This window comes from Streptomyces sp. NPDC048197 (assembly GCF_043202395.1).
GTDB lineage: Bacteria > Actinomycetota > Actinomycetes > Streptomycetales > Streptomycetaceae > Streptomyces > Streptomyces siderophoricus.
This window is the reverse complement of sequence record NZ_JBIDAJ010000045.1, coordinates 19,633-45,840: the sequence shown is the minus strand read 5'-3', so window position 1 is coordinate 45,840 and position 26,208 is coordinate 19,633. Positions and strand designations below refer to the sequence as shown.

23 protein-coding genes are annotated in these 26,208 nt (G+C 70.4%); 9 read left to right on the top strand and 14 right to left on the bottom strand.

All coding sequences use genetic code 11. The features are described from left to right. Positions 1-117 precede the first annotated feature (117 nt). The gene (locus ACGF4C_RS35300; protein ID WP_393572117.1) at positions 118-732 is read right to left on the bottom strand and encodes a TetR family transcriptional regulator; all 615 of its coding nucleotides are present in this window, start codon (positions 730-732) and stop codon (positions 118-120) included. A 111-nt stretch (positions 733-843) separates the two neighbouring features. On the opposite strand from ACGF4C_RS35300, the gene ACGF4C_RS35295 reads away from it, so the two are divergent. Together ACGF4C_RS35295 and ACGF4C_RS35290 are read left to right on the top strand one after the other, a co-directional pair. After that, entirely contained in the window at positions 844-1,779 is a 936-nt protein-coding gene (locus tag ACGF4C_RS35295) for a zinc-binding dehydrogenase (RefSeq protein ID WP_393572115.1), read from the top strand. Between the two features lie 333 nt (positions 1,780-2,112). Further along, a complete protein-coding gene (locus ACGF4C_RS35290; protein ID WP_393572113.1) occupies positions 2,113-2,598 on the top strand; it encodes a GDSL-type esterase/lipase family protein in 486 nt (161 codons plus the stop codon). A 289-nt stretch (positions 2,599-2,887) separates the two neighbouring features. On the opposite strand, the gene ACGF4C_RS35285 is transcribed toward ACGF4C_RS35290, so the two are convergent. Beyond that, entirely contained in the window at positions 2,888-3,514 is a 627-nt protein-coding gene (locus ACGF4C_RS35285) for a TetR/AcrR family transcriptional regulator (RefSeq protein ID WP_393572111.1), read from the bottom strand. 249 nt (positions 3,515-3,763) lie between these two features. Here ACGF4C_RS35285 and ACGF4C_RS35280 point away from each other — a divergent pair, with 249 nt between their 5' ends. The 4 genes from ACGF4C_RS35280 to ACGF4C_RS35265 all read left to right on the top strand — a co-directional run bounded on the left by ACGF4C_RS35280 (position 3,764) and on the right by ACGF4C_RS35265 (position 8,813). Next, a complete protein-coding gene (locus ACGF4C_RS35280; protein ID WP_393572109.1) occupies positions 3,764-4,615 on the top strand; it encodes an NmrA/HSCARG family protein in 852 nt (283 codons plus the stop codon). A 412-nt stretch (positions 4,616-5,027) separates the two neighbouring features. Next, positions 5,028-5,933 (top strand): NADP-dependent oxidoreductase, encoded by a 906-nt coding sequence (locus ACGF4C_RS35275; RefSeq protein WP_393572107.1) that lies wholly within the window; start codon positions 5,028-5,030, stop codon positions 5,931-5,933. Between the two features lie 70 nt (positions 5,934-6,003). Beyond that, positions 6,004-6,744, top strand: a complete 741-nt coding sequence (locus ACGF4C_RS35270) for an aminoglycoside 3'-phosphotransferase (protein ID WP_393572105.1) — start codon at positions 6,004-6,006, stop codon at positions 6,742-6,744. Positions 6,745-6,941: 197 nt separating this feature from the next. Next, the gene (locus ACGF4C_RS35265) at positions 6,942-8,813 is read left to right on the top strand and encodes a sulfatase (RefSeq protein ID WP_393572103.1); all 1,872 of its coding nucleotides are present in this window, start codon (positions 6,942-6,944) and stop codon (positions 8,811-8,813) included. A gap of 97 nt (positions 8,814-8,910) precedes the next feature. On the opposite strand, the gene ACGF4C_RS35260 is transcribed toward ACGF4C_RS35265, so the two are convergent. The 12 genes from ACGF4C_RS35260 to ACGF4C_RS35205 all read right to left on the bottom strand — a co-directional run bounded on the left by ACGF4C_RS35260 (position 8,911) and on the right by ACGF4C_RS35205 (position 23,569). After that, complete coding sequence (locus ACGF4C_RS35260; protein ID WP_393572101.1) at positions 8,911-10,206, bottom strand: cation:proton antiporter; 1,296 nt, start codon at positions 10,204-10,206, stop codon at positions 8,911-8,913. Further along, positions 10,203-11,168: a DUF6282 family protein gene (locus tag ACGF4C_RS35255; protein WP_393572099.1), complete on the bottom strand. Its 966-nt coding sequence runs from the start codon at positions 11,166-11,168 to the stop codon at positions 10,203-10,205. Before ACGF4C_RS35255 ends, ACGF4C_RS35260 begins: the two co-directional genes overlap by 4 nt. Beyond that, entirely contained in the window at positions 11,155-11,859 is a 705-nt protein-coding gene (locus tag ACGF4C_RS35250) for an RraA family protein (protein WP_393572097.1), read from the bottom strand. The genes ACGF4C_RS35255 and ACGF4C_RS35250 overlap by 14 nt, the downstream gene beginning before the upstream one ends. Beyond that, positions 11,856-14,072 carry an isocitrate/isopropylmalate family dehydrogenase gene (locus tag ACGF4C_RS35245; RefSeq protein WP_393572095.1) on the bottom strand — a complete coding sequence of 739 codons (2,217 nt, stop codon included), beginning with the start codon at positions 14,070-14,072 and terminating at the stop codon, positions 11,856-11,858. Before ACGF4C_RS35245 ends, ACGF4C_RS35250 begins: the two co-directional genes overlap by 4 nt. Continuing rightward, entirely contained in the window at positions 14,069-14,899 is an 831-nt protein-coding gene (locus ACGF4C_RS35240; RefSeq protein ID WP_393572093.1) for a hypothetical protein, read from the bottom strand. The genes ACGF4C_RS35245 and ACGF4C_RS35240 overlap by 4 nt, the downstream gene beginning before the upstream one ends. Beyond that, entirely contained in the window at positions 14,896-15,834 is a 939-nt protein-coding gene (locus tag ACGF4C_RS35235; RefSeq protein ID WP_393572091.1) for a hypothetical protein, read from the bottom strand. Before ACGF4C_RS35235 ends, ACGF4C_RS35240 begins: the two co-directional genes overlap by 4 nt. A gap of 315 nt (positions 15,835-16,149) precedes the next feature. Then, positions 16,150-17,073 carry a LysR family transcriptional regulator gene (locus tag ACGF4C_RS35230; RefSeq protein WP_393572089.1) on the bottom strand — a complete coding sequence of 308 codons (924 nt, stop codon included), beginning with the start codon at positions 17,071-17,073 and terminating at the stop codon, positions 16,150-16,152. 185 nt (positions 17,074-17,258) lie between these two features. After that, entirely contained in the window at positions 17,259-18,530 is a 1,272-nt protein-coding gene (locus ACGF4C_RS35225; RefSeq protein WP_393572087.1) for a multidrug effflux MFS transporter, read from the bottom strand. A gap of 44 nt (positions 18,531-18,574) precedes the next feature. Continuing rightward, complete coding sequence (locus ACGF4C_RS35220) at positions 18,575-20,020, bottom strand: FAD-binding protein (RefSeq protein ID WP_393572085.1); 1,446 nt, start codon at positions 20,018-20,020, stop codon at positions 18,575-18,577. 168 nt (positions 20,021-20,188) lie between these two features. Continuing rightward, positions 20,189-20,386, bottom strand: coding sequence for a 4-oxalocrotonate tautomerase family protein (locus ACGF4C_RS35215; RefSeq protein ID WP_030413313.1), 198 nt, complete (start codon positions 20,384-20,386; stop codon positions 20,189-20,191). A gap of 183 nt (positions 20,387-20,569) precedes the next feature. Beyond that, complete coding sequence (locus ACGF4C_RS35210; RefSeq protein ID WP_393572083.1) at positions 20,570-22,195, bottom strand: MFS transporter; 1,626 nt, start codon at positions 22,193-22,195, stop codon at positions 20,570-20,572. A gap of 24 nt (positions 22,196-22,219) precedes the next feature. After that, positions 22,220-23,569: an NAD(P)/FAD-dependent oxidoreductase gene (locus ACGF4C_RS35205; protein WP_393572081.1), complete on the bottom strand. Its 1,350-nt coding sequence runs from the start codon at positions 23,567-23,569 to the stop codon at positions 22,220-22,222. Between the two features lie 221 nt (positions 23,570-23,790). Between ACGF4C_RS35205 and ACGF4C_RS35200 the strand changes: the two genes are divergently transcribed. The 3 genes from ACGF4C_RS35200 to ACGF4C_RS35190 are packed head-to-tail and all read left to right on the top strand — an operon-like array spanning position 23,791 to position 26,161. Beyond that, entirely contained in the window at positions 23,791-24,057 is a 267-nt protein-coding gene (locus tag ACGF4C_RS35200; RefSeq protein WP_393572079.1) for an acyl carrier protein, read from the top strand. 11 nt (positions 24,058-24,068) lie between these two features. Next, positions 24,069-25,385, top strand: a complete 1,317-nt coding sequence (locus ACGF4C_RS35195) for an NAD(P)/FAD-dependent oxidoreductase (RefSeq protein ID WP_393572077.1) — start codon at positions 24,069-24,071, stop codon at positions 25,383-25,385. Continuing rightward, a complete protein-coding gene (locus ACGF4C_RS35190) occupies positions 25,385-26,161 on the top strand; it encodes a thioesterase II family protein (protein WP_393572075.1) in 777 nt (258 codons plus the stop codon). The genes ACGF4C_RS35195 and ACGF4C_RS35190 overlap by 1 nt, the downstream gene beginning before the upstream one ends. Positions 26,162-26,208: the final 47 nt, after the last annotated feature.

Below are 26,208 nucleotides of genomic sequence, written 5' to 3'. Positions count from 1 at the left end.
CGTAGCCAAGCGCCTCGGCGCCTGTCTCCTCGTCTCCTCGCGGCGACGCCGCCTGTGCTGTCCGGCCGCGAGGGTGCGGTCCTCCTGGACGACGCTCGGTCCTCCTGGACGACGGTTTCACGCCGCCGCGTTGAGGCTGTGACGCATGGCGTCGAAGGCGCGTCGCACGCAGCGGGGCAGCTCCGCGGGAGTGCACTGGGGCAGCCACTCGTCCAGGGCGCACCGCCAGGTCGCCACGCAGAACTCGATGAGCAGTCGCGCTTCCAGCGTGTCCGGGGCGCCGAGTCGGCGGGTGATCCCGGCCTGGATCTCAGCGCAGTGCCGGAGGGAGTGCCCGTGCAGAGACGGCGATTGGTCGATCAGCTGCAAAGTGGCCGCGAACCGGGGGAACCAGTCCTCGTCCATGCGCTCGAGGGTGGTCAGGATCGCGTTCTGGAACGCATCGACCAGGTGCCCGGTGCGCCCGGTCACTTCCCTCTGCTCGCTCTGCTCCATGACCTCCAAGCAGGTGCTCCACAGCTGCTTGACGGCTGTGAGCGTCACGTCCTCCTTGGACCGGTAGTTGCGGAAGAAGGTGCGCCGCGAAACCTCCACCGCTTCGAGGAGCGCATCGAGAGGCGTGTCGTCGAAGCCGCTCTCGGTGAACAGCGACACGGCGGTTTCGGCCAGTGCTTGGCGGGTGCGCAGCTTCTTGCGCTCACGCAACGAGGCGGGCTGCGGGGCGGTCGTCATGGGCATCAGCTTACCGCCCGCGCTCTCAGTGAGCATGTGCTTCAATGGCGCAAACGCCACACTGTGGCACTTCACTTCACTGTGGCACTTCTGCTTCGAGGAGACGGGCACATGCGAGCACTCGTTATCGACCACAGCGCAGCAACTCACCTGTCGATGACCGAGACATCAGATCCGATACCGGCACCGCACGAGGCCTTGGTCAAGGTCGCGGCGGTTTCGCTCAACCGCGGCGAGGTGAAAGGCGCCACCAGCTCGGAGACGCCGGACGGCACAGTGATCGGCTGGGACGCCGCCGGTGTCGTGGTGAAGGCAGCCGCCGACGGGTCGGGGCCGGCAGAGGGCACCCGCGTCGTCACCCTCGGCGCGGCGGCCGGATGGGCGGAGCTGCGCGCGGTCCCCGCTGCCATGCTGGGCCAGGTGCCGGAGCACGCCGACCTCGGCGCCGTGAGCACGCTCCCGGTGGCCGGGCTGAGCGCGCTGCACGTATTGCGCCGCGCGGGCCAACTCCTCGGCCGCCGAGTGATGATCACCGGCGCGTCCGGCGGTGTCGGTCGCTTCGCGATCCAGCTCGCCGCTCGTGCGGGGGCAGAGGTCGTGGCCATCAGCGGGAATCCTGCCCAGGCGGACGGCCTGCGAGCGCTGGGCGCACACGAGGTGCACACCGATCCGGCCGCCGTGGAGCGGCCCGTATTCACAGTGCTGGACAACGTCGGCGGACAACAACTTGTGGACGCCTTCGACGCTCTGGAGGCGCACGGCACGCTGTTCAGCGTGGGGCGTGCGTCCGAGACCGACGCCGTCCTCCCTCCCGAAGCCCTCTTGGGAACCGAAGGACGGCACGACAGGTCGATCCGCACGTTCTTCCTCTTCAGCGACCCCGCCACCGACTTCTCCGCGGACCTGACGTGGCTCGCCGCTGAGGTCGCCGCAGGCCGCATCGACCCGGGCATCAGCTGGCGCGGCCCGTGGGCCCGCCACGACGAAGCAGTCCAGGCTCTGCTCGGCCGCCGCCTGCACGGCAAGGCGGTGCTGGACGTCAACTGACCTCCCAGGCATGCCATTCCGAGCATGACCTTCCGCGCATGACATTCCATGTACGGAAGGTCATGCATGACCTTCCGCGCAGTCTTCATAGCGGGCGCAACAGGTTGGGCGGCAGGAGGCCCAGCGGCCCGTCGGGCTGCGCCGTGAGCCGCTGGGGCCCGCTGAAGGGGCCCAGTCGGCGAGCCGCACGGTCAGGCCCTCGGACGGTGTCCCGCGATGGGCTGGTCACTAAGACTCATCTCGCCGCCGATGGGCGTTGCCGACCGCTGGACTGTGCCCTGACGCTTGGTCGGGCCGCCAACGCGCCCGGCGGCGCCCGCGTTCGGACAGGTCATGACCCTCCTGCGGTGTCGCGGCCGAGCCGGCGGCAGTTCACCTCCTCGCCCCATCACCTCACCGCCCCACCGCCCCACCGCCATGGTTGAGTTCGCCCCGGACCTGCTCCACGTGCCGTGCGGGGCCAACGACATCGTGCGGCGCAGGCCAGACTTCGGTGAGATAGAGCGAACGCTTCGGCGGATGTACGACCTGGCGACGGGCACCGGCGCCTTGCTGACCACTTTCACGCTCGGCAGGGCGTATGTCGTCCCGGTCTTTCCTGACTGGCCGGAGCGGATCGCCGCGGTCAACGAGATCGTGCGCGGGCTGGCTTCCGAATGCGGCGCTGTCGTGGTGGACATGTGGGATCACCCGGTCAACGACCGCGACAACCTGCTCAGCGCGGATCGCCTCCACTTCTCGGCCTCGGGTCAGGCCGTTATGGCGGCCGAGGTGGTCAAGAAGCTGGCCGCCTCCCTGGGACACATCGCCTCGGCGTAGTTCTCTCCAGCTCTTCCCAGCGCTCCCCAGTTCTCCGTCTTCCTTCTGCCGAAGCGGCCGGCGGCCCAGGCCTGAGTGCGAGGATCACCAGTCACGGCCAGGGTTGCGGTGGGAGCGGTCCCAGCCGTAGCGACGTCCGGGCAGGTCAATTGCCCGGACGTCCGTCTTTGGGAAGGTCCGCGTCTCGGATGGGGATGAGGGACGGCCAAGCCGGCCAAGTGACCCGACGCGACGATGCGGCGGCCCCAAGTCGCCCGTACCGGCGGGTCGTTGCCGTGTTGTTGTCGCGTTATTGCGGGGCGGTCAGCAGGCCCTCGACGATGCGGCGGACCTTGCTCACCGCGCTGTCGTCCCCGAGGCGTAGCGCCGTGTTGGCGGCGCACAGCAGCGCGTCGATCTGGAAGACGGCGAGTTCGACGTCCAGCTCTGCGATCTCGCCGTGGGCAATGGCGTGCCGCAGTTCGCCGGCGATGACTTCGAGCCACTCCTGCTGGTCGCGGAAGAGGGCGTCATGGACGGGCCCGGTCTTGCCGTCGAACTCAGCGAGGTTCGCGGCCCGGAAGCATCCGCCCGCGAACAACGGGGTCGAGGCATAGACGACCCACTCGTCGAGCAGCGCGCGCAGACGTGCGACGCCGCGCGGCGCGGACCTGGCCGGCCGGACGACGTTGTCGGTGAACATCTCGCGGGCGAAGTCGATGACCGCCAGCTGCAGCGCTTCCTTCGTCTTGAAGAGCGTCTGGATGCCCGCCTTGCTGTGCCCGGTATCCATGGCCAGACGGCCGAAACTGACCCCTTCGAGGCCGTCGAGCGAGGCGATGTCGACCGCCCGCTTCAGTACGGTCTTCCGGGTCCGGGCGCCGCGCAGGAGGCGTTTGTCGGTGACATCTGCGACATCTGCCGTGGCACTACCCATACGGTCGATCGTACCCCAGGTCGTCGGACCGGACGGCGATCGTCCCGCGCGGCGTCACGCACAGTCGCCCCGCTCCGCCAGGGCGCCCGTCGACGAGCCGGTGACAGCTGCCACGGCCGGTGCGGCCCCGGACCGCTTCACCGGACCAACGGCACACCGTAAGAGCTGGGCTTGTCGTTCCGGGCCGAGGGTTACCGTGGGTCCGGCTGGTGATCATGGCCACCTGGCTGCGAGGAAAGGAGTTGTTGGATGGCCGAGGAGCCGATCTTGGTTCTTGCTGCAACCGGCGGACAGGGCAGGGCCGTGACCGACGCGCTGAGGGCTCGCCGGGCCCGGGTCCGGGCGCTGGTGCGTGACCCCGACCGGCCCGCCGCGCGGGAACTGGCCGGCCAAGGCGTCGAAGTGGTGGCGGGATCCCTGAGCGATCGCGAGTCTCTCGCCGCCGCGATGAGCGGGGTGGCGGGTGCCTTCGCGTTCACCACACCCTTCGAGGCCGGCGTGGAGGCGGAGGTCGGTCAGGGGCGGGCAATTCTCTCTGCCGCGACAGCGGAGCGCGTTCCGCATCTGGTGTTCAGCTCTGTCGCCGGGGCCGACCAGGAGAGCGGGGTACCGCATTTCGACAGCAAGGCACGCATCGAAGCGGAGCTGGCGGCCGGCGAGGTGCCGTACACGATCCTGGGGCCGACGTACTTCTTCGACAACGCGCTGGGCGGAACGGAGCGCATCCTTGCCGGCGTCCTGGAGCTGCCACTGCCACCCGACCGCCCGTTGCAACAGCTGGCCCGCCCCGACCTCGGCGCATTCGCGGCGGAAGTGCTGCTCAACCCTGCCGCCTACGTGGGGCAGCGCATCGAGCTGGCCAGCGATGCACCCACTCCCCGGCAGATGGCTGACGCACTCGGCGCGGCGGTGGGACGGGAGGTCCGCCATGAGCAGGTGCCGCTGACGGCGGTCGGCAATCCGGATATGCATGCGATGTGGACGTTCCTGAACGGCCCCGGCTATCGCGTCGACCTCCCCGCCCTCCATGCGGCCCACACAGAGGTCCGCTGGACTCGTTTCGCCGACTGGGCGCACCACACGTGGGCGACCGCGCGCTGAAGCGGCGGCGTGCGGTACGCGGACGCGAACGGACGCGGACGCGAGGGGCACACGCCGTGACGGTTCCCGGCAGGTGTCCGCACTGTTGATCTTGCGTAGCGGACCATGAGCACACCAGGACAGGCGCCCACAGGATGGACATTGCCGACGCACCGGTGTGCCGGAGGAGCGGAAGCTGCGCGGCGCACCCGTTGTGGTGATCTTGGCCGGCTACCGGGTACCGGATGCCGGAGATGAACGGCATTGAGTTCCTCGAGCGAGTTCTCGACATCCGCACGTCCTGAGGTGCTGCGGACACCCATGACGGCAAGCGTCGACTCGCCGCTGGCGAACCGTCGCCGTTGAGGGGAATCCCCAGCTCATCAACGGTGTTGAGCCCTGCTGTCAGCATCCGCGATGTGAAGGGTTTTTCGTGCGCGCCATACGAATCGATCGATTCGGCACCCCTGCTGTCCTCGATGCCGTCGACGTTCCCGAGCCCTCTCCGGGCCCCGGGGAGGTGCTGATCCGCACCGTGGCGACGAGCATCAACCCCGTCGACGACAAGACGCGGGAAGGCGCCATCGGCGAAGGAACGCCGCCCCTGCCGTTGACCCTCGGCTGGGACCTGGCAGGCATCGTGGTCGACGGCGGGGACAGTGGACTGCGGGCCGGTGAGCGGGTGATCGCCATGTCGCACCAACTCAGCTCCGGTCGGGGGACCTGGGCCGATCTGGTCGCGCTTCCCGCGCATGCAGTTGCCGCTGCGCCAGGCTCGATCAGTCTGGTGGAGGCGGCCACCCTGCCGCTGCCCGGCCTCACGGCCTGGCAGACGCTGGACTGGCTGGCGGTCAAGGAGGGCGAGCGGCTGCTCATCGCCGGCGCCGCTGGTGCCGTGGGTGGATTCGCGCTGCAGATCGCGCGGGCACGCGGCGTCAAGGTCGATGCTCTGGTCTCCCGGGATGCGCAGGTCGCCTTCGCCCGCGAGCACGGCGCCGATGTCGTCGCCACCGACCGCCATGCTTTCTCAGAGCGCAGCTACGACGCCGTCTTCGACACCTTCGGGGCGTTCGTGACCGAGGCGGTGGCCGATGGCGGCCGCTACGCGTCGATCGCCACCCAAGCCGGTCCGGTCCCCGACCTGTCCTCCCGAGGTGTCCGTACCACTGTCCATCAGGTGCGGGAGGACGGCGCGGGCCTGAACGAGCTGACCAAGCTCGTCGACAGCGGCGCGTTGCAGGTGCGGGTGCACGCCACCTTCGGCCTCCAAGAGATCCAAGCCGCCCACACGCGGTTTCTCCAGGGCGGCCTGGCGGGCAAGATCGCTGTGGTCTTCTGAGCCGGCCACGGTTGCTCGACAGGTTGAAAACCGTTCGTCCGAGGCCCCGTTGGTGGAGCAGCATGAGCGGATGAGGCTTTCCGGACCGCCGACGTGCGAGGTCCGCGTCCCCGCCCCGATCGCCGCTCAGGCCGGGGACCGGCCGCTGCGGCCCGTCTGGCAGAACGCGCTGGGCGGCCTGACCTTCCAGATCGGCACCGGCCAGGCCCGGCTGTTCGCCAAGTGGGCCCCGGCGGGCTCGGGCCTGGACCTCGCCGCCGAGGTCACGCGCCTGAGCTGGGCGGCCCGCTTCACACCGGTGCCCCGCGTCCTGGACCACGGAGCCGACGAGGACGGGGCCTGGCTCGTCACCCACGGGCTGCCCGGCGAGAGCGCCGTCAGCCCGCGCTGGACGGGCGATCCCGGTACCGCGGTACGTACCCTGGGGGCAGGACTGCGCGCCCTGCACGAGCAACTTCCGGTGGCCGACTGCCCTTTCAGCTGGTCGGTCGCCCACCGCCTGGAACGCGCCCGGAGCGCTGGACTGGACGTCCCCGCAGATCTGCGGACGCCGCCGATCGACCGCCTCGTCGTATGTCATGGAGACGCCTGCGCGCCGAACACGCTACTGAGCGAGGACGGTTCCTGGTCCGGTCACGTGGACCTGGGCACGCTCGGCGTCGCGGACCGCTGGGCCGACATCGCCGTCGCCGGCTGGAGCACCGAGTGGAACTACGGCCCGGGATGGGAGCGGACCTTCCTCGACGCCTACGGCATCGCCCCCGACCCGGAACGCACCGGCTTCTACCGGAACTTGTGGGACCGCACCTGACTGACCCGGCTCAGGTGACTCAGGTGACTGCCGCACTGATATACGAGGAGGCGTACCCGCCCTGCTCGTCAACGAAGTCATGCCCTGCGATTGAACCGGATCCGCCGCCCTGCCGTATAGAGAAGGGCGGCGGCTCTGATCTTGCAGGTCCTGGCCTGCCGTGCCACCACCGGGCCCCGCACGGAAGGACCTTCGCGTTGTCACTCTCCCCGCGCCTTCATCAGCAGCCGAATGCGGACGCAGCGGCCACCGCGGACGAGGCAGCCACAGCCGAAGAGCCACTCGCGGACGCGGGCCTGCCGCCGGACGCGCCTGCAGAGCGGGTCCCGGACGATGCCGCCACGGGTGATGACATCGCCGCTGGCGACACCTGGCGCGACCGTCACCCGTCCACCGCGCGGATCCTCGCCTACGGCACCACGGCCCTCTCCGCCCTCCTCGTCCTCCTCGCCCTCCTCCTGCCGAGTCAGCTGACTCTCCTGACTCCCGGTCAGTTCATCCGCATCCCTGTGGAGGCCGTCTTCGGTGCCGCCCTGTTGCTCGTCCTCCCACCGAGGGCGAGGCGCGTGGCGTCTGCTCTCGCCGGGGCCGGCCTCGGCCTGCTGACCGTGCTGAACCTCCTCGACATCGGCTTCAACGAGGCTCTCGGCCGAGGGTTCAATCCGGTCTTCGACTGGACACTGCTCGGCGATGGTGAATCGTTCCTCCAGGACTCGATCGGCCGGGCGAAGGCGAGCGCTGTCGCGATCGGAGCCCTGGTCCTCGTTCTCACCCTGCTCGTCCTCATGACGCTGGCGGTCGTTCGGCTCGGCACTCTCATGGCCCGGCACAGCGCCATCGCGACCCGGGTCACTCTGGTGCTCGGGACCCTCTGGGTCGCCTGCACGGTGAGCGGCGTGCAGGTGGCCGGCGTACCGGTGGCCGCGGAAAGCACAGCCGGAGTCCTGCAGAACCGGGCGCAACAGGTGCGGGCGAGCCTGGCGGACGAGCAGGCGTTCGCGAAGGAGGCCGGCGCCGACGCGTTCCGCGACACCCCGGGCGACCGGCTGCTGACCGGACTGCGCGGCAAGGACGTCATCTTCGCGTTCATAGAGAGTTACGGGCGCAGCGCCATCGAAGACCCGTTGATGGCGCCGGGAGTCGACGCAGCCCTCGCGGACGGGACCAAGCGGCTGCGTGCGGCCGGGTACTCCGCCCGGAGCGGCTGGCTCACCTCGTCGACCTACGGCGGGAGCAGCTGGCTGGGCCACTCCACGTTCATGTCGGGCCTGTGGATCGACAACCAACAGCGCTACCGCACCCTCACCGCCAGCGATCGCCTGACCCTCACCAGCGCCTTCAAACGCACCGGCGCCTGGCGGACGGTCGGCATCATGCCGGGCCTCACCAAGGGCTGGCCGGAGGCGTCCTTGTACGGCCTCGACCGCGTCTATGACTCCCGTGACCTCGGCTACCAGGGGCCAAAATTCAGCTGGTCGACGATGCCCGACCAGTACGCCCTGTCGGCCTTCGAGCGCCTGGAACACGGCAAGAACCGCGCCAAGGAGCGGGCCGGGCAGCGGGCCGAGCCACACTCGAAGCCGCTGATGTCCTTCGTCATCCTCACCTCCAGCCACAATCCCTGGGCCCCCCTCCCCAAGATGATCGGCTGGGACGAGATCGGTGACGGCTCGGTCTACAACGCCATCAAAAAGGCCGGGAAAAACCCCGTGGACGTCTGGCAGCACACCGCTCACATACGCACCGAATACGGCAAGTCCATCCAGTACTCGCTGCACAGCCTCATCGCGTACCTGCAGAAGTACGGCACCAAGGACACCGTCCTGGTCTTCCTCGGCGACCACCAGCCCCTCGCCAAGGTCTCCGGCGACCATGCCGTCCATGACGTCCCGGTCACGCTGGTCGCCCATGACCCGGCGGTGCTGAAGCGCATTTCCGGCTGGCACTGGACGCCCGGCCTCCGGCCCGGCCCGAAGGCACCGGTCTGGCGCATGGACACCTTCCGCAACCGCTTCCTGACCGCTTACGGCTCCCAGCCCGGTTCCGGCGCGCCCCGGCCCGCCTCATGAGGTTGTACCGCTGGAAACCAGGCCCACCCGCTGAGCCACCCGCCCGCGCAGCCGCTGCCCGTCCGATCACCAGGTAGGTGCCCAGCTGACGAAGCGCTCAGCTGTTCCCGACCGGCTGCGCTGTGCCACGTGGTGCGCCCGATGTGCTCGGTGGGCTCGGTGAGCGGTGTCGTTGGGGTGGTCCCTTGCGCAGGAGGACGGTCAGGGCGGGTGAAGTGAGCGCCGTGGCGGTCAGGGCCATCAGGACGAGCATGGTGTAGAGCTCGGGACCGATGAGGTGCAGGTCCGATCCGGCGGTCAGCACGATGAGTTCGGTGAGGCCGCGGCAGTTCATCAGGGCGCCGAGGGAGAGCGCGTCGCGCCAGTCCGAGCCGCAGGCACGGGCCGCGAGGGCGGTGCCGCCCCATTTGGTGGCGGTCGCGACGAGCAGGATGACGCCGCACCACAGCCAGGAGGCCAGGTGCGGTCCGAGCGTGCCGATGTCGATCCGCAGACCTGTGCTGATGAAGAAGAGCGGGAGCAGGAAGGGGATGGCGAACTGGGCCATTCCCGCGGCCACTTGACGGACGGAAGCGGAGTCCCGGGGGGTGGCGGCGCCGAAGAGGAAGGCCCCGACGACCGCATGGACGCCGATCCGGTCCGTGGCCAGAGCCGCCAGGCACAGGCAGCAGGCGACGAGTGCGAAGGTGGTGGCGGCTCCGGTGTGCCGCAGGACGCGGGCGAGCAGCGGGCGTACGACGCGGAGCAGCAGTGCCGCGAAGGCAACGGTGAGGAGGACCGTGCGCAGGACGGCGCCGAGCGAGGTGTTGCGGGCGAGGGCGGCGACCAGGGCCAGCAACGACCAGGCCAGTACGTCGTCGACGGCAGCGCAGGTCAGGGACAGGGCGCCCAGGCGGGTGCCGGTCAGCCCGCGGTCGGCGAGGATGCGCGCCAGGACCGGGAAGGCGGTGATGCTCAGTGCCACCCCCAGGAAGAGGGCGAACGGGAGGCGGTCGGCGGTCTCGGGTGCGTAGGGGCCGTAGAGGGCGAGGGCGAGCAGGGCACCGCACACCAGCGGGACGGCGAGGCCGGTCAGGGCGACCGTGAGGGCGGTGCGGCGCTCGCCGCGTACCACTTCCGGATCCAGTTCCCGGCCGAGCAGGAACATGAAGCACAGCAGGCCCAGTTGGCCCAGGGAGTCCAGGACGGGGGCGAGGTCGGGTGGGAAGAGCGCGGCCGTCGCCGCCGGGCAGGCACGGCCGAGCACGGAGGGGCCGAGCAGGATGCCGGCGGCGATCTCGCCGATGACGGGTGGTTGACCCAGGCGCTTGCACACCGCTCCCCCCGCCCAGCATGCGGTGAGCACGAGGGGCAGGGAGAGCAGCAGCGCCGGCAGGATCGGCGGTGCGGTCACAGGCTCAGCATCTCCAGCGGCGCGGTGTGGATGAGTTCCGTGATCCGTTCCTGCGTCAAGCCGGCCCAGTGGAAAACCTTCTGGTTCCACGTCAGCCAGGACTCGATGTCCATCTGGGACGGCTGGCCGAGGTCCGAGCTGTAGACGACCCTCGGGAGGAGGGACAGCACGTCGGCGAAGTCGGTCCAGTCCTGATATTCGAGAAGGCGGGTGAGCGCGGTCTGCTCGGTCCACACCTGTTCGGCAGCGGCCACCTCGACGAGGTCCTTGCAGGTCAGGCCGGTCATCGGGTTGGCGGGCTGGTTGAGCATCAGGCGGGGCAGGTCCAGCCGCACGGCCTCGTCGACCAGCAGCCGCACCTCGTGTCCGTCGGCGTGGCCGGTGGAGATGACCACCGGCAGATCGCGGGCGGCGCGCAGGAGTTCGCGGACCTCCGGGCGCAGCGTTCCGCGGTCGTCGGTGACGGTCAGCGGGCGCTGCCCGTCGGCGAGGAGCGGGTGGGAGGGGGTACGGGTCAGCCGGCTGCGGTGGCTGCGGCCGGTGACCGTGGGGAGGTGGACGATCAGCCGCAGCCCGCTGTCGTCACCGTGCTGGATGACGGCCTGTTCCACGGCCCGCAGGTCGAACCCGCCCGCCAGGTCGTTGAGGACGATCGAGCCGGAGACGGGCAGCCCCTGCTGGCGGGCCTCCCATGCCTGGGCGGCGGTCGAGCCGAGATGGTTCTTGAGGACCACCCAGCCACCGTGCTCGGCATAGATCGCGCCGGCGGTGGCGGCGGTGTGGCGGCGCAGATACGCGTCCGGGCCGACGTGGTAGTGGACGTCGATGAACCGCGCGTCCCTCGGGGCCGGTGGCGCGGGCCGCGCGGCGGCCGGTTCCGGTGCGGTGACCGCCTCGGTGGACGGCTCTGCGGCCGGGCCCTGAGCTGGGGTGGTGCCCTCGGCGGACTCAGCGGTCGCCATGCTCGCCCCCGTCCTCCCACGGACGCGCGTAGCCGAAGCGGGCGCGGGCCTCGTCCAGCCGGCTGCCGCCGAGCGCGGCTTCCCGGATACGGGACTCGGTACGTTCCACGGCCTCGGCGCGGCGGACGACCTCCTCGACGAGAGCGGCCGGGATGCGCAGCGCACCGTTGTCGTCGGCGACGATCCAGTCGCCCGGGGCGACGGTGGTACCGGCGATGTCCACCTCGACGCCCGTGCGGTCCAGTACCACCCGGTTCTTGCCGCTGACCATGGTCACATCGGTGCTGAACAGCGGGTATCCGGCGGATCGGCTCTCCTTCACATCCCGCACCGAGCCGTGCACGACGGTGCCGGAGATGTCGCGGTGCAGGGCGACGGAGCTGAGCAGGGAGCCCCAGTTGGTGCAGGTGCGGCTGCCGGCGTTGTCCACGACGACGACCGAGCCGGCCGGCACGTCGTCGATGTAGTTGGCGGCGTTGTGAAAGGTGGTGGTGTCGTCGATGGGGCGGTAGCGGACGGTGAAGGCGGGTCCGCAGGCGACGGTGCCGGGGGTGCGCGGCCGGATGCCGGGCAGCACGCACGGCGGGGTGCGCATGCTGTCCATCGCGTCGGAGAGGGCGGCGGTGTCCAGACGGGACAGGCGCTCACGCAACGCCTCGGTGGGCACCGGGGTATCGGTGGCGGTGGTCATGCGGATTCCTCCGTGGGCGTGCGGCGGCCGGTGAGGTGCCGGGCGAGGGACCAGGCGGCGAACTCGGTGGCGTACGTGGCGACTTCGGGCCCGCGGTTGGGGACCGTCAGGGTGCTGGTGTGCTCGCCGGTCCCGTCCTGGACGGTGCAGGTGAGCGCGAGCGTGCCGGTGTGGGTCGTACGGTCCCCGCCGTCCCAGACTCCGGACAGGGCGACATCGAGCTCGCCCGAGCCGTCGGCGGTGGCGCGTTCGCGGGCCACTTCGGAGGCGAAGAGGCCCTCGGTGAGCCGGTCGTCGACGGTCAGGACGAGGGCGTGCTCGTCCAGGAGCTCGGCCAGTTCCTGGACCGCGGTGCGGTCCCGGTCGGTGACGATGTGGTCGGCGAGCGCCGCGTCCAGCCGCTTGGCCAGGTCATCGGCGGCTTCCGGCGGGCAGCCGAGCCGGATGTCGACGTACGGGTAGTGCCAGCGGTAGGCGGGCTTCCCCGGCACTCCGCTGTCGCGTACGAGCTCATCGACCAGGGCTGCCGCGTCCGCCTCGATGATGCCGAGCGTGCGACGGAAGACGGTGGTCACCTCGGGCGGCTCGGGGAGGTGCGGCAGGCCGTCGCGCAGCACGGACTCCAGCATCGGCAGGCATTCGCGGGGCGGGCCGGGGAGCATGATCACGGTGCTGCCCTGGGCCTCGGTGCGGCAGCCCCAGGCGGTGCCGTTGGTGTTCGGCAGCAGGTCGGCTCCCGCGGCGAACAGCGCCTGCCGGCGGTTGTCGTCGTGGATGGCGACGCCGAAGCGGGTGAGGCGTGCCACGACGCCCTGCCAGGCCTCCTCCCGGTGCTCCAGCGGGCGTCCCAGCGCGCGGGCCACGGCACTGCGGGTCACATCGTCGGAGGTGGGGCCGAGTCCGCCCATCACCACGATGACGTCGTCGCGGCCGAGGGAGGGCCGGATGGCGTCGGCGATGGTCGCCTCGTCGTCGCCGATGGTGTGGCGGACGCGGACCGGGATGCCGCGCTCGCCGAGCATCCGGGAGGCGTTGCCCGCGTTGGAGTCCTCCAGGTCACCGCGGAGCAGTTCGTCGCCGATGGTGATGATGGCGGCGGTGGGGGTGTGGGGTACCTCGCGGCAGGCGTCGATGACCGCCCGGGCCGCTTCGGTGGTGGTGGCGGCGCCGCCCAGGTCGTAGGTGACCCGGTCACGGCGGCGGGTGACATGCCGTACGGCGTCCTGGATGCTGCCGGCCTCGTCCTTGAAGCCGAGGTGCGCCAGCATCAGGCCGATGGTGAGGAACGCCGCGGCGGGGTTGGCGCGGCCGTGTCCGGCCATCGCCGGGGCGCTGCCGTGCACCGGCTCGAAGTAGTTGCCGGCCTCGCCGATGTTGGCGCTGGGCGCCAGGCCCAGTCCGCCCATCACGCCGCCGCCGAGGTCGGAGAGGATGTCGCCGAACATGTTCTCGGCGACGATCACGCCGAACCGCTCCGGGCGGCGCGCCATCCACAGGGCGACCGCGTCCACGTTGAGGACCTCGAAGGGAATCTCCGGGTAGTCGGCGCCGATCGCTTCCAGTCGCTCCAGGACGTATGCGCTGCTCTGCCGGAGGACGTTGGGCTTGTCGGCGAGGGTGACCCGCTCGTAGCCGTGGTCCCGGGCGGTCTCGAAGGCGAAGCGCAGGATGCGGTCCAGGCCGTGCGAGGTCTGCAGCCGGATGCTCGCGGTGGAGCCGGAGCGGCCGCTGCGGCGGACGTTGGGGTGTTCGGCGACCAGCGGCCACATGTCGTCCGGTACGTGGTTCCAGTCCAGGCCGGCGTACAGGCCCTCGGTGTTCTCCCGGACCACGCAGAAGCGGTACGGCGTGCCACCGCCGAGGTAGTTCTCGACCGGCCGCAGGTTGGCGAACAGGTCCAGGCGCTGGCGGAGTTGAATGATCGGCGAGATGTACTGCGGGGCGGCTTCGCGGAGTTCGGGGGCCAGTTCCGCCAGCGCCTCGCGGCGCGGCTTGCTGGTGGTGGCGCCGAGCAGGACGGCGTCGCTGCGGTCGATCAGGTCCCAGGTGCGGTCAGGCACGGGGGTGCCCTCGGCGCGCCAGCACTCCCAGCCGATGTCACCGAATTCCAGGTCGATTGGCAGGCCGAGGGCCTCGATCACCGGCAGGGCGGCGTCCAGGACCTCCGGTCCGATGCCGTCGCCGGGCAGGACTGCGACGGTCTTGCGGTTCATGACTCTTCAGCTCCCAGGAAGCGGGCGACGGCGTCTCGGGTGAGGGCCGGTTGGTCGGCGTGCGGGCGCATTCCGGCCTGCGGGATGCCCACCAGGTGGTGCCGTGGGCGGGGGCCGGTGGCCAGGTGCTTGGCCTGGACGAGCAGCGACTGTTCGCCGTACAGGTGCAGCAGTGGTCCGGGGAAGTCCCGCACGGACTGCCGGGCGTCGGCGTCGTGCAGCAGTCGCAGTCCGGTGGACAGTCGTCGTCCCGCCGCGGCTTCGTCCGGCGCGGGGCCTGGTGCGGCCGCCGGTCGGGTCCGCTGCCGCGGTCCGCTCCCGGGCCCCCGGGCCGGGCCGCTGACGACCTCTTCGAGGAGGTGCAGCGCCGTGGACAGGCCGTGGGTGCCGACGGCGGCGGCGATCCGTTCCAGTTCGGTGTTCAGCTGGTCGTCGGCGACGGTGGGGCCGGAGAGCAGCAACACCTTGGAGCGGTGGGTCCATTCGTGGGTGAGCAGGGCCTGGACGACGGCGCCGCCCAGGGCGTTGCCGGCCAGCAGGTCGGGGCGGTCGGTGCCGGAGGCGAGGTGGGTCGCCCAGCGGTCCACGAGGGCCTTGAGGTCGTCGCCCTCGCACAGTAAGGAGAGGGTGTCGTAGATCGTGATCCGGTGGCCCGAGGCGAGCAGTGGTTCCGCGACCTGCTGGAAGAAGGCGCCATGGTCCCAGCGGGGCATGACGGGGGCGAGGACGACCGCATGCCGCGGTGCGTCGGGCTCGCCCAGAACTGCGGCGGCCGGAGCCGGCGCGGCGTCGCGCACCGGCTCCGGATGCGGGAGACGCGACGTCACCGGGCGCCCGCCGCGGTGAGCTCGCGGGCCGCAGAGAAGGCATCGCCGATCCGGTCCACGGGGAGCTTGGCGCGCTCCTCCACGGAGAGGTCGAAGTGGCCCAGCACCAGGTCGGGCAGCGGCAGGGAGGGCGTGGCCTCCGCGATCTCGGACTCCATGCGGTGGGCGAGGTTGAGGATCCGGCCGAGGTCGTACCCACCGTCGGCGGGACGGCTGTGCCGGCCGAGGTAGGCCAGCCACTGCTCGGTGACCAGATTGCCCGGGCCCTTGCCCATGCCCAGGACCGAGGAGTCGATCCAGGTGGCGCCCGCGTCCACGGCGGCGATCGCGTTGGCCAGCGCCAGACCGAGGTTGTTGTGGGCGTGCAGACCGATGGCCGCGTCGGTCACCGAGCGGACCAGGGTGACCAGTTGGGAGACCTCGCGCGGCAGCATGCTGCCGTTGGAGTCGGCGAGGTACACGACGTCGGCGCCGGCGTCGCCGGACAGTGCGGCGAGGTCGACAAGTCTTCGCCGGTCGAGCTGGCTGACCCGGGTGATGTTGACGGTGGTGGTGAAACCGAGGTCAGCGGCCTGGGCGAGCAGGGCAAGCCCCGGCTCGGGCGCACCGGAGGGCAGGCAGAACCGTACGAGGCGGATGCCGGCCTCGTACATGCGCGGCAGGTCCTCGGAGGTGATGTTCTTCGGGTGCAGGATCATGCAGAGGCGATCGGGCGAGACGACCTCGGCGACCGCACGGATGTAGTCGTCCGCACCCACGCCGGTCCGGCCGATGCCGGGCTGCGGTTTGAACGAACCGTTGCGGTAGCCGATCTCGACCCACTCGATGCCGGCCGCGACGCTCTCCCGCGCATGGTGCAGCGCGTAGTCGAGCGGGAAGTCGAAGTTGTTGCGATAGCCACCGTCGCGCAGCGTCACATCAAGATTGACGATCATTACCCCTCCATATATGGCGCAGGCAGTCGGCGGGGTGACAGCAGACGTGCGCGTCCGTCGCGATGCGACGGACCGATGAGAATTGCGCACTTTTGTTGAGCGGGACCCCCCTAAGAGCCCGCAACACCCCGTAAGTGAACTCCACGGACCAAAAAGGCCACACTCTTCATTCGGTGAAGCACCGCGATGTGGCAGGAGCCGGGAGTCCGACGCGGCTAAACCTACCGCACGCTTTCGGCCGAACTCTAATGACCGGGTAAAAAGTCGCCGGGGGCTTGTACCCCCACCCGACAGCAGCCATTAACCCCGGCTCTTTCATTGCGGCCGGCGGCTTTGCCGGAGCTCCCCCGCGACCTTCCGGCGCACCTGCGCACTCGTCTCCGTAAGCACTTCCAGGCGTTCCGGATCTGCGGTTTCTCGCACGGCGAGAAACATGCAGATGGTGATGGGCTCCCCCTCCAGGGGCAGCAGCGCGATCCGGCGGGAGGAGACGGTCCGGGCCGCCGTCGGATACATCAGCGTCCAGGCGGGCGCACCCGCGCCGATCTCGGCGAGGGTGTCCTGAAGTCCGGTGGAGGACGGACCGAGGGGCGGCTCGAAGCCCGCCTTGCGGCAGGCGGAGAGAACCGTGTCGAACAGCACGGGGTTGTCGGTGCGGGAGGCCATCCGCAGGGGCAGCCCGGCAAGGTCGGCCAGGTCCAGCACCTCGCGCCGGGCCAGCGGGTGCGAGGCGGACAGGGCGACCACCAACGGGTCGTACCAAAGAGTGAGAAGCCGCAGGCCGGGAGCGCTGTCGATGCCGCGGATGAAGGCCGCGTCCAGGCGCCCGGCACGCACCTCTTCCAGGCGGGTACGGGCGTCGAGCGTCTGGAACTCGAAGCGGGTGCCGGCGCCGCGGCCGGGCAAGGCGTCCAGGAAGTCGTCCAGTCGTCCCCCCAGCGCGGAGCTGATGCCGATGCGGAAGGTGGCCTCGCTCTGCGTGGCCAGCCTCCTGGCCTTTGCGGCGAAGACGTCCAGCGCCTTCAGCAGTTCCCGCCCCTCGGGCAGCAGTGCCCGGCCGACCGGTGTGAGGGTGACGGTGCGACTGGAGCGGTCGAAGAGCTGGGTGTGCAATTCCCGTTCCAGTCGGCGTACCTGCTGACTGACGGCGGGCTGGCCTATGTGCAGCCGCTCGGCCGCCCGGCCGAAATGCAGCTCTTCGGCGACCGCAACGAAGTACTGAATCTGACGCAGTTCCACAGGACCCCCCGATTTTCAGAGCGATCCCATTGTTGAAAGCAAAACGGTTGGTTGCTGGGGATCGCCCGCACGGCGAATCCTCGCATACTGACGAGCGGCGCCACCACTGGATGGGGCCGCTCGTCGGATCGGGCACTACGAAAGGAGTCCGCGGCGTTTTACCCAGACACTTTTCGGACGATTGTTTACTCGGCAGTAGCTCCCTGCAATTCCGCGGCAGGCTGCGCGACGCTCCGCATTTCACGGCCGGCCCGCTCCTGCCGCCGGGCCAGTGACAGGAACAGCGCGAAGGCCGCGATTCCCACCACTGAGGCACTCAGGACGAACCACCCCAGGGCGAACAGGTCGCCGGCAGGCAGCCGGCTGGAGACGAAGATCCCCAGCGAGGCCGCGAGCAGTTGGAGCGCGCCCATGAGGCCGGAGGCCGAGCCGGCGGTCGAGCGGAAGGTCGTCACCCCCGCGCTCATCGACAGCGGCAGCAGGAAGCCGTTGCCGTACGTCATCACCGGCATGAAGACCAGCACCAGCAGGCCCCAGGGCGCACCGGCCCCGCTCAGGCCCAGCCCCAGCATCATCAGCGCTCCGACGAGGAAGAACCCGTGGCCCATCCACAGAAGCTGGTTGATGGGCCGCTTGCGCACCAGCGTGCGCGAGGTCAGGTTGCCCGCGACGTAGGCGATCGAGACGGTGATGTAGCAGTAGCTGGTGGTCTCGGTGGCCAGGCCCATCTTCTCGAAGACGAGCGGGGAGGCGGCCAGGTAACCGAAGTAACCGCCGTACGCCACCCCCAGGTTGACGGTGTAGGCCCAGAACAGCGGGCGGGTCAGCAGCTTGGGGTAGCCCTTGAGCGTGGCGCCCAGGTGCTTGCTGCGCCGCTCCGGCGGCAGGCTCTCCGGAATGGAGGTGACCATCACGATCAGCGTCGCCACCCCGATCAGCGCGGTCACCACGAACGGGGCGCGCCACGAGACATAGGTGGTCAGATATCCGCCGACCAGCGGGGCTATGGACGGGGAGACGCCCACGATCGGCATGACCGTGGCGAACATCCGGGCCGCGTCCTTCTCCTCGTACAGGTCACTGATCACGGCCCGGCCGAGCACCATGCCCGACCCCGCGCCCAGCGCCTGAAGGAGCCGGCCGGCACCGAACACCTCGACCGTGGGTGCCACCGCGCACAGCAGGGACGCCACGACGAACAGTCCGAGACCGGAGACGATGACGCGCTTGCGGCCGTACGCGTCCGAGATCGGCCCGTAGACCGCCTGCGAGACCGCGATGCCGATCATGAAGGCGCTGAACGTCCATTGCACGGACGCGACCGGGGTGCTGAAGGCGTGCGCGGTGGCCGGCACGCCCGGCAGGTTGATGTCGGAGGCGAACAGGCCGCCGGCGTTCAGCGAGCACAGGACGGCGAGCAACAGCGCGTAGGGCGTGCGTGTTGATGCGGTCTTCATGGCAACGGGACAACTTCCTTGGTCGAGGGTGAGCGGCTGAGGACTCACCTGGTGGGGGTCGGTGCCTGGGCGATCTCCGCCCCGGCCAGCCGCCCGAATGTCAGCGCCCGCAGCACCGAAGTGGCCCCCGGATAGCGGCTGTAGTAGAGCCCGGCGGTCTCACCGATGGCGTACAGGCCCTGCACGGGCTCGCCCTGCTCGGTCAGCACGCGCGAGCGGGTGTCGGTGCGCAGCCCGCCGAAGGTGAAGGTGATGGCGCAGTGCACCGGCCAGGCCATGTACGGCCCGGTGTCCAGCTCCACGGCCCAGTTGGACTTCGGCGGCACGAGGCCGACGGTGTGCTTGCCGTCCGGCCGGGTCGGATCGAAGGGAGTGGGCCGGCAGGCGTCGTTGTACCGGGCCACGGTCCAGCTCAGCTCGTCGGGCGCGATGTCCAGCGAGCGGGCCAGCTCGTCGATGGTCGGCGCGGTGATCGGGTCCTTGTCGGTGAGCAACGACCGCTCGTGTCCCTCGATCTGCAGCAGCTTGGCGTCACAGATCAGGTACGCGGACTGCCGGGCCTCGCGCCAGATGCGGTAGGCGACGTCCTCGAAGGTGTTGTCGGGGGTGTCCGCCCCCTCGTCCAGGAAGCGCCGCCCGTCCGCGTTGACGAGGATCCCGTACGGGTAGGCCATGATGAGCGCCTCGGCCTGGTGACTGCGCGGGTCGACGGGCTCGCCGTGGAAACGGTCGTACTGGCCGCTGCGGGCGGCTCCCACCGCCACCGCCATCTCGATGCCCTCGCCCTGGTTGTTCTCGCCGCCGGGCGCGATCGGCCGCAACCCGCCGCCGGTGGGCCCCACATGGCGTTCCAGCAGCTCCGGGTTCCCCTGGAATCCGCCGCACGCCAGCACGACCCGCCGGGCTGCGATGTGCCGCAACCTGCCGTCCTCCTGTACGTGGACGCCGTTGACCCCGCCGAAGACGTCGGTGCTCAGTGCCGTGGCGCGGGCTCCGTAGGCGATCGAGCCGCCGAGCCGCTCCAGCGACGTGGCGAGCTTGTCCACCAGGCTGGCGCCGCCGCCGGCGGGCATCAACCGGGGGCCGCGCGCGGTCACGAAGTAGGTCGGCCGGGTCTCGAACTCCACGCCGTGCCGCTCGGCGAGCCAGCGCACGGTGGGCTCCGCGTTCCGGCTCAGCGCAGCGATGTGGCCGGCGTCCGACTGCCCCTCGCTCAGTTCGTGCATCCGGCTCTCGAAGTCCTCCGCCGGCGTGCCGTCGGCGGCGAGCCGGAGGAACGAACCGGTCCAGGTGGTGTTCCCGCCGCGGTTGTAGCGGCTGGACCGCTCCAGGACCAGGACCCGGCTGCCGGGGGCGTTCTCGGCGAAGCTGACCGCGGTCGCCAGGCCGCCCGCACCACATCCCACCACCAGCAGGTCCAGGGGACCCGAGGCAGCGGCTGCGGCGGCGGCGGCGGAAGACGGTACGGCGGTGTCAAGCGCGTCGCTCACGGCGGCTCATCAACTCCTGTTCCTGATGTGGGGGGACCGGGCGACCGGACGACCGGGAGCCGGCGGGGCGGCCGTTTCCGGGCCGGACTCGGGGGTGATCCGGCCCGGAAACGGCGCCAGGGAGTGGGTCCGTCCGCAGGCCGTGGTTCCCGCGGACGGACCCTGTGGTCAGCGCTTGGCGGCGCGGGCCGCGAGCGTGTCGCCACCGATCGACCAGCTGTCGGTGGCGATCTCCTGCACGGTCACCCACACGCTCTCCGGCTTGCTGCCGGTGGCCTTCACATAGGCGTCGGTCAGCTCACGGACCAGCTCCGCCTTCTGCTCGGCGGTCTTACCAGGGGTCTGCTGCACGTGGATGAGAGGCATGGATGTCTCCGGGGGTCGTGACGGAACTGTTGACGTACGGTCCCTGGGCCGAGGGGGCCGGGGAACCGCCGTGCACCCAGTCCAGCACCGGGCCGGTGGCCGTCCAAGACGCAATCCGATCTGGCACCGATCACGAATCGTGATGCCTCCGGGCGGCCGCCCTCCGCTCCGTGCCGGCCCGGCTCACGCGGCTCCTGCTCGCGCGCCGCGCTCGTCCGTTGTGTGACGGAGGACGGCCGCAGGGTCCGGTGCTCCCTCCTCCAGTTCCCGCCCCACGGTCTCCCGGCCCTTCAGCCCGATGGCGACGGTCGCCAAGGCCATCGGCACGGCGGCGCACAGCCCGATGACCCGCATACCGGGGTAGTGCGCCAGCAGCAGCCCGATCAGCGGCGGGGCGAAGAGCCCGCCGGCCTTGCTGCAGGCCGCGGTGAACCCGCTCGCCGCGCCTCGTACGTCGGTCGGGTAGATCTCGGCGGCATACGGGGCCAGTGTGGCCACTACCCCACTGGTGCCGATGAGCAGCAGGGCGAGGGAGAGGTAGCCGGCCGGCCCGGTGCCGGCGCGGCCGGTGGCGGCGAGGCCCAGCAGGGCCAGCACGGTGACCACGCCGGAGAGGACCATGGTGCGGCGGCTGCTCCATCGGGCATAGAGGTACGCCACCAGGACGGTGCCGGGGACGGCCAGGAGCGAGGAGAGGGGCAGCACCCGGCCGCCGGCGGCCTTGCCCAGGAGCGTGGGCAGGAAGGTCATGAAGCCCCAGTTGACGAGGGACCAGGAGAGCGCATAGCTGCCGACGACGAGGGTCTTGGCGAGCGCCCCGCGCCCGAAGAGAGGCGCCACCGTGCCCTGGCGCCCTGGGAGTTCGGCCGGCGTGCGGTCCGCGTCGGCCAGCACCATCCGGTAGTCGGCGAGGATCCGTTCGGCCTCGGCGACCCGGCCGTAGCGCACCAGGAAGCGCGGGGACTCGGGAATCCACCGGTTCATCACGATGATGGCGACGGCGAACGGGAAGTGCACCAGCCACATGATGCGCCAGCCGAAGACCGGGATCAGGACGGCGGCCAGCGCGCTGGTGAAGAAGTACGCGGCGACCGTGGCCAGGCCCGCCTGGAGCACCATGACGATGCTGCGCTGACGGGCCGGCACCGACTCCGCCATCAGTGCGTACACGATGGGCAGCAGTCCGCCGGCCGCGGTCCCCATGACCAGGCACATGAAGAGGTTCCACTCGAAGGTGGGCATCACGGCACACACGGTGGTCGTGATGAACATCAGGGAGGACAGCAGGATGGTGGCCCGGCGCCCGAGGCGGTCGGCGAGCCAACCCCAGACCAGCGAACCGGCAATGGTGCCGGCCAGCGCCACCACCGGCAGCGCGGCCGCCTCGGCGGCGCTGATTCCGTACTCCTCGCGCATTCCCGGGATGATGAACGCGAGCGTGGCGGGCTTCATCACATCGATGACCAGGGCCAGCGAGAGTGCCGCGATCAGCCGCCGGTGGGCCGGGCTGAGCCGGTCCTCGGGGCCGGGCTCCACGCGGTAGCGGCCGGCCGCGGAAGCGCCCTCGTCCGAGGGCCGGTGCCGGACCAGCCCGATGACGGCGGCGACCAGTCCCACCACCAGCAGGACCATGCCGGCGATCATGTCGGGTGAACCGCCCATTCCCATCCCGGCCATGCGGTAGTGCATCGTGCGCATGGCGAAGAACATCGGCAGGTGCAGGCCGACCCCCGCGCAGGAGAGGACCACACCGGTCCAGAACCACCAGGGCCGGGCGATACCGGCGCTGTTGTTGTCCGTACGAGCCATGACGATCCGCCTTCCCGGTCGCCGTCAGCGGCCCGTTGCGGGGGCGGTGGCCCGCAGTGATCCGAGGTGCCGGTGCCACAGGTGGTTCGGGTCGGCCTCGACCTCGCGCAGCACCTCCCGCATCCTGCCGAGCGCCGCCGGTTCCTCGGCGTCGTACACATCGCCCTGGAGCATCTTCAGGACGTCGACGCGGTAGCGCGGGTCCTGGACGAAGGCGGTGAAGAGGATGTTGAGGCGGTAGTAGATGGAGATGAACTCGTGCCAGTTGCGGACGGCCTTGCCCAGCTTGCCCTCGTACCTCGCGAACCGCTGCCGGGCGAAGTCCCCGGCCTTGTGCGCGGCGATGATGTCGCCCGCGGCCAGCCGGGCGCTGTTGAGGGCGACGCTGACGCCGCTGGAGAAGATCGGGTCCACGAAGCGGGCCGCGTCACCGACCAACAGCCAGCCGTCGCCGCACAGTTCGCGCATCGCGTAGCTGTAGTCGCCCTCTGCCTTGAAGGGGCGGACCCGCCGGGCGGCGCGCAGTGCGCGGCCCAGTTCGGGGCGGGTGTCGATGGAGTCCCAGAAGAAGGCTTCCAGGTCGTTCGCGGCGGCTTGCTTGAAGCGGCTCTTCTGGGTGACGACGCCGATGCTGGTGATCGTGTCGGTGATGGGGATCTGCCACACCCAGGTGTCGGTGAGCGGCAGGAAGTGGACGAAGATGTAGTCCGCCCGGTCCTCGGTACCGCTGACCGCCTGCCGGTCCAGCCCCTCGAACCAGGTGTGGACGGCGTACTGGTCGAAGACCGGGTCGGGCTCCTTGAGCTTCAGCTGCCGTCCGAGGTGGGTACCGCGGCCACTGGCGTCGACGACCATCCGGGCCGACAGCGACGACTCGTTGCCGCCCTCGCGGTAGGTGAGGCGCTTGATGTCGCCGTCCAGGTCGACGCGTTGGACGCGGGCGCCCTGGCGGACCTCTGCGCCCAGCTCGGAGGCGTGCTCCAGCAGCAGCTCGTCGAAGCGTCCCCGGTCCACGTGGTACGTGTGGTCCTGGTGGACCCCGGGCTGGTCGCGCTCGCTGAACTGGACGTCCGCCAGCCGGAATCCGCTGTGCAGGCCCTGGAATCCGAGCCGCGGAATGGAGTCGTCCACCGCCGCCGTCCAGGCGGCTCCGAACTTGCGGGGGAAGCCCGCCTTCTCGACCTTCTCCAGGGCGCCTATCTCCGCCAGTACGGGGGTGGTGGCCGGCACCAGGGATTCGCCGACGTGCGGCCGCGGGAAATGTTCGGCTTCGAGTACGACGCAGGACAGACCTGCCTGCGCGAGATAGGACGCCATGGTCGACCCGGCGGGGCCGCCACCGATGATTCCGACGTCGTACAGGAAATCAGACACAGAGAGTCCTTTCACGGGTTGGCCGGAAAATTAGCAGCCGGTCACACCGATTAACAACCATCGCCGAGAATTGATACCGAGCGCCGTCAACGCATCGGAAAACCCGGGCAATCGATCAGGGAACGTGATCGATTCATTGCGAATCGGGTGTGGTTCGGCCCTCTCTCCTGTGGTCAGCTAGCCGGGTCCGAACGGCCCGCGGTACGAGAGGGTGCAGCGCAATGACCAAGGACGAGGCGGCCGACGTCGTCAGGGATTACCTCCAGAGCCAGGTACTCGGCTCCCGGGAGGAGGAGATCGCGCTGGACGCGCCGCTCCTGGAATGGGGGATTCTCACCTCGCTCACCACCGTCCAGCTCATCGGCCACCTTCAGACGGCCCACGGAATTTCCATTCCGCACGACCAGGTGGTGGGCTCCAATTTTGCGACGATCAACAGCATCGCGACCTTGCTCGCGGAATTGTCGGACACTCCGGCACGGACCTGAGGAGGCATCGCATGACCGATTTTGATATCGGAATCATCGGGGGCGGTCCGGGCGGTTCCACAGCCGCTTCCTATTTGGCGCGAGCGGGTCTTTCGGTAGCCGTTTTCGAGGGTGAGACGTTCCCGCGCGAACATGTGGGGGAATCGCTGGTCCCGGCCACCACTCCCGTACTGGCGGAGATCGGCGCACTGGAGAGGGTCGATGCGGCCGGCTTCCCGAAGAAGTACGGCGCCGCCTGGACCTCACCCGCCGGGGTCCGCGCCAGTGACGCCTTCGACGTCGCCGACCTGGCCTTCGCCGAGGACGAGGACCTCTGGGGGGACCAGACCTACACCTACCACGTCGACCGCGGCCACTTCGACCAGCTGCTGCTGGAGCACAGCGGCAGCCTCGGTGCCAAGGTCTTCGAGGGCGCCCGCGTCCGCCGGGTGGACTTCGAGGGCGACCATCCGCGCATCGTCCACACCTCCGGCGGCGGCGAGCACGAGGCCACCGTACGCATGGTGATCGACGCCAGCGGACGCGGCACCGTCCTGGGCCGCCAGCTGGGCCTGAAGGTCACCGACCCGACCTTCGACCAGTACGCCGTGCACGGCTGGTTCGGCGGCCTGGACCGCGGCGCCGTCGCCCAGCGCGACGAGCTCGGCGGCTACCTCTTCGTCCACTTCCTGCCCGCCGAGGACAGCTGGGTGTGGCAGATCCCCATCACCGACACCATCACCAGCGTCGGCGTGGTCTCCCGCAAGAGCCGGCTGCGGAACGCCGGCGGCGACCGGGAGCAGTTCTTCTGGGGGGCACTGGAACAACGGCCCGAACTGGCCGCGGCGCTCCGCGCCTGCACCCCCGTCCGCCCGCTGAAGGTGGACGGCGACTTCAGCTACGCCATGCGGCAGATCACCGGCGACGGCTGGGCGATGGTCGGCGACGCCGCCCGCTTCGTCGACCCGATCTTCTCCAGCGGCGTGGGCATCGCGATGCACGGCGCCCGACTGCTGTGCAAGGACGTGCTCGCCGCCGCCGAGGCCGGGGACTTCCACCGGCCGCGGTTCGCGGAGTACGAGGCCGCCCAACGCCGCGGGCTGACCAACTGGTACACCTTCATCACCCTCTACTACCGCCTCAACATCCTGTTCACCGCCTTCGTCCAGGACCCCCGCTATCGGCTGGACGTCCTGCGGCTGCTCCAGGGCAACGTCTACAACACCGATCGGCCGCCGGTCCTGGCCGCCATGCGCGAGGTCATCGAGACCGTGGAGAACAACCCGGACCACCTCTGGCATCCGCACCTCGGCTCGCTGCGTGCCCCGGCCGCCGCGCCACTCTTCTGATGCCGGGGGCGAGACCGGAGCGGCCCTGGTCGCGGCCGCTGGCCGGGGACGACCACGCGACCACGACGCTGGTGTGCCTGCCCTATGCCGGCGGCACTCCGCAGACCTACGAGGGGTGGGTCCCGCACCTTCCCGCGGACGTCCGGCTGTTGGCGGTCGACCTCCCCGGCCACGGGCTCCTGCGCGGCGACGAGCCGGTGCACACCGACCTGGCCCACGTCACCGACACGCTGTGCACCGAACTGCCCGACCCCCGGCGGGCCGGCCGGCTGGTCCTCTTCGGCTACAGCCTGGGCGGCTGCCTGGCCTTCGCCCTCGCCCGCGCCTGGCGTGACCGCTGGGGCACGGCGCCGTACGCCCTGGCCGTCGCCGCCTACGACGCGCCCTGGGCGCCGCGCCGGCTCCCGTTCTTCGCCGACCTGCCGCCCGACGAACTCTGGTCGCGCGTCGGCGCGTTCGGCGCGATTCCGCGCCCCATGCTGGAGCACCACGAGCTGGCGCCGCTGCTCGTCCGGGCCCTGCGCGCCGACATCACCATGGCCGAGGGCTACCGGCCCGCCCCCGCCCCGCCACTCGGCTGCCGGGTATCGGTCTTCGGCTGTGCCCAGGACCCGTTGACCACCCCGGAGGGGCTGGCGGCCTGGTCCGCGCAGGCAGCGCCCGGCAGGTACCGCCGGCACCTGTACACCGACCCGCCCGGCGGCCACTTCTTCGCGGAGCGCGACCCGGGGCCCGTGGTCGCCGCCCTCTTCGCCGACCTCGACGCCTCCGTCTGAGCCCGCCCAAGCCCGCCGCCCCCTTTCCCGCCGGACACCCTGAAGGA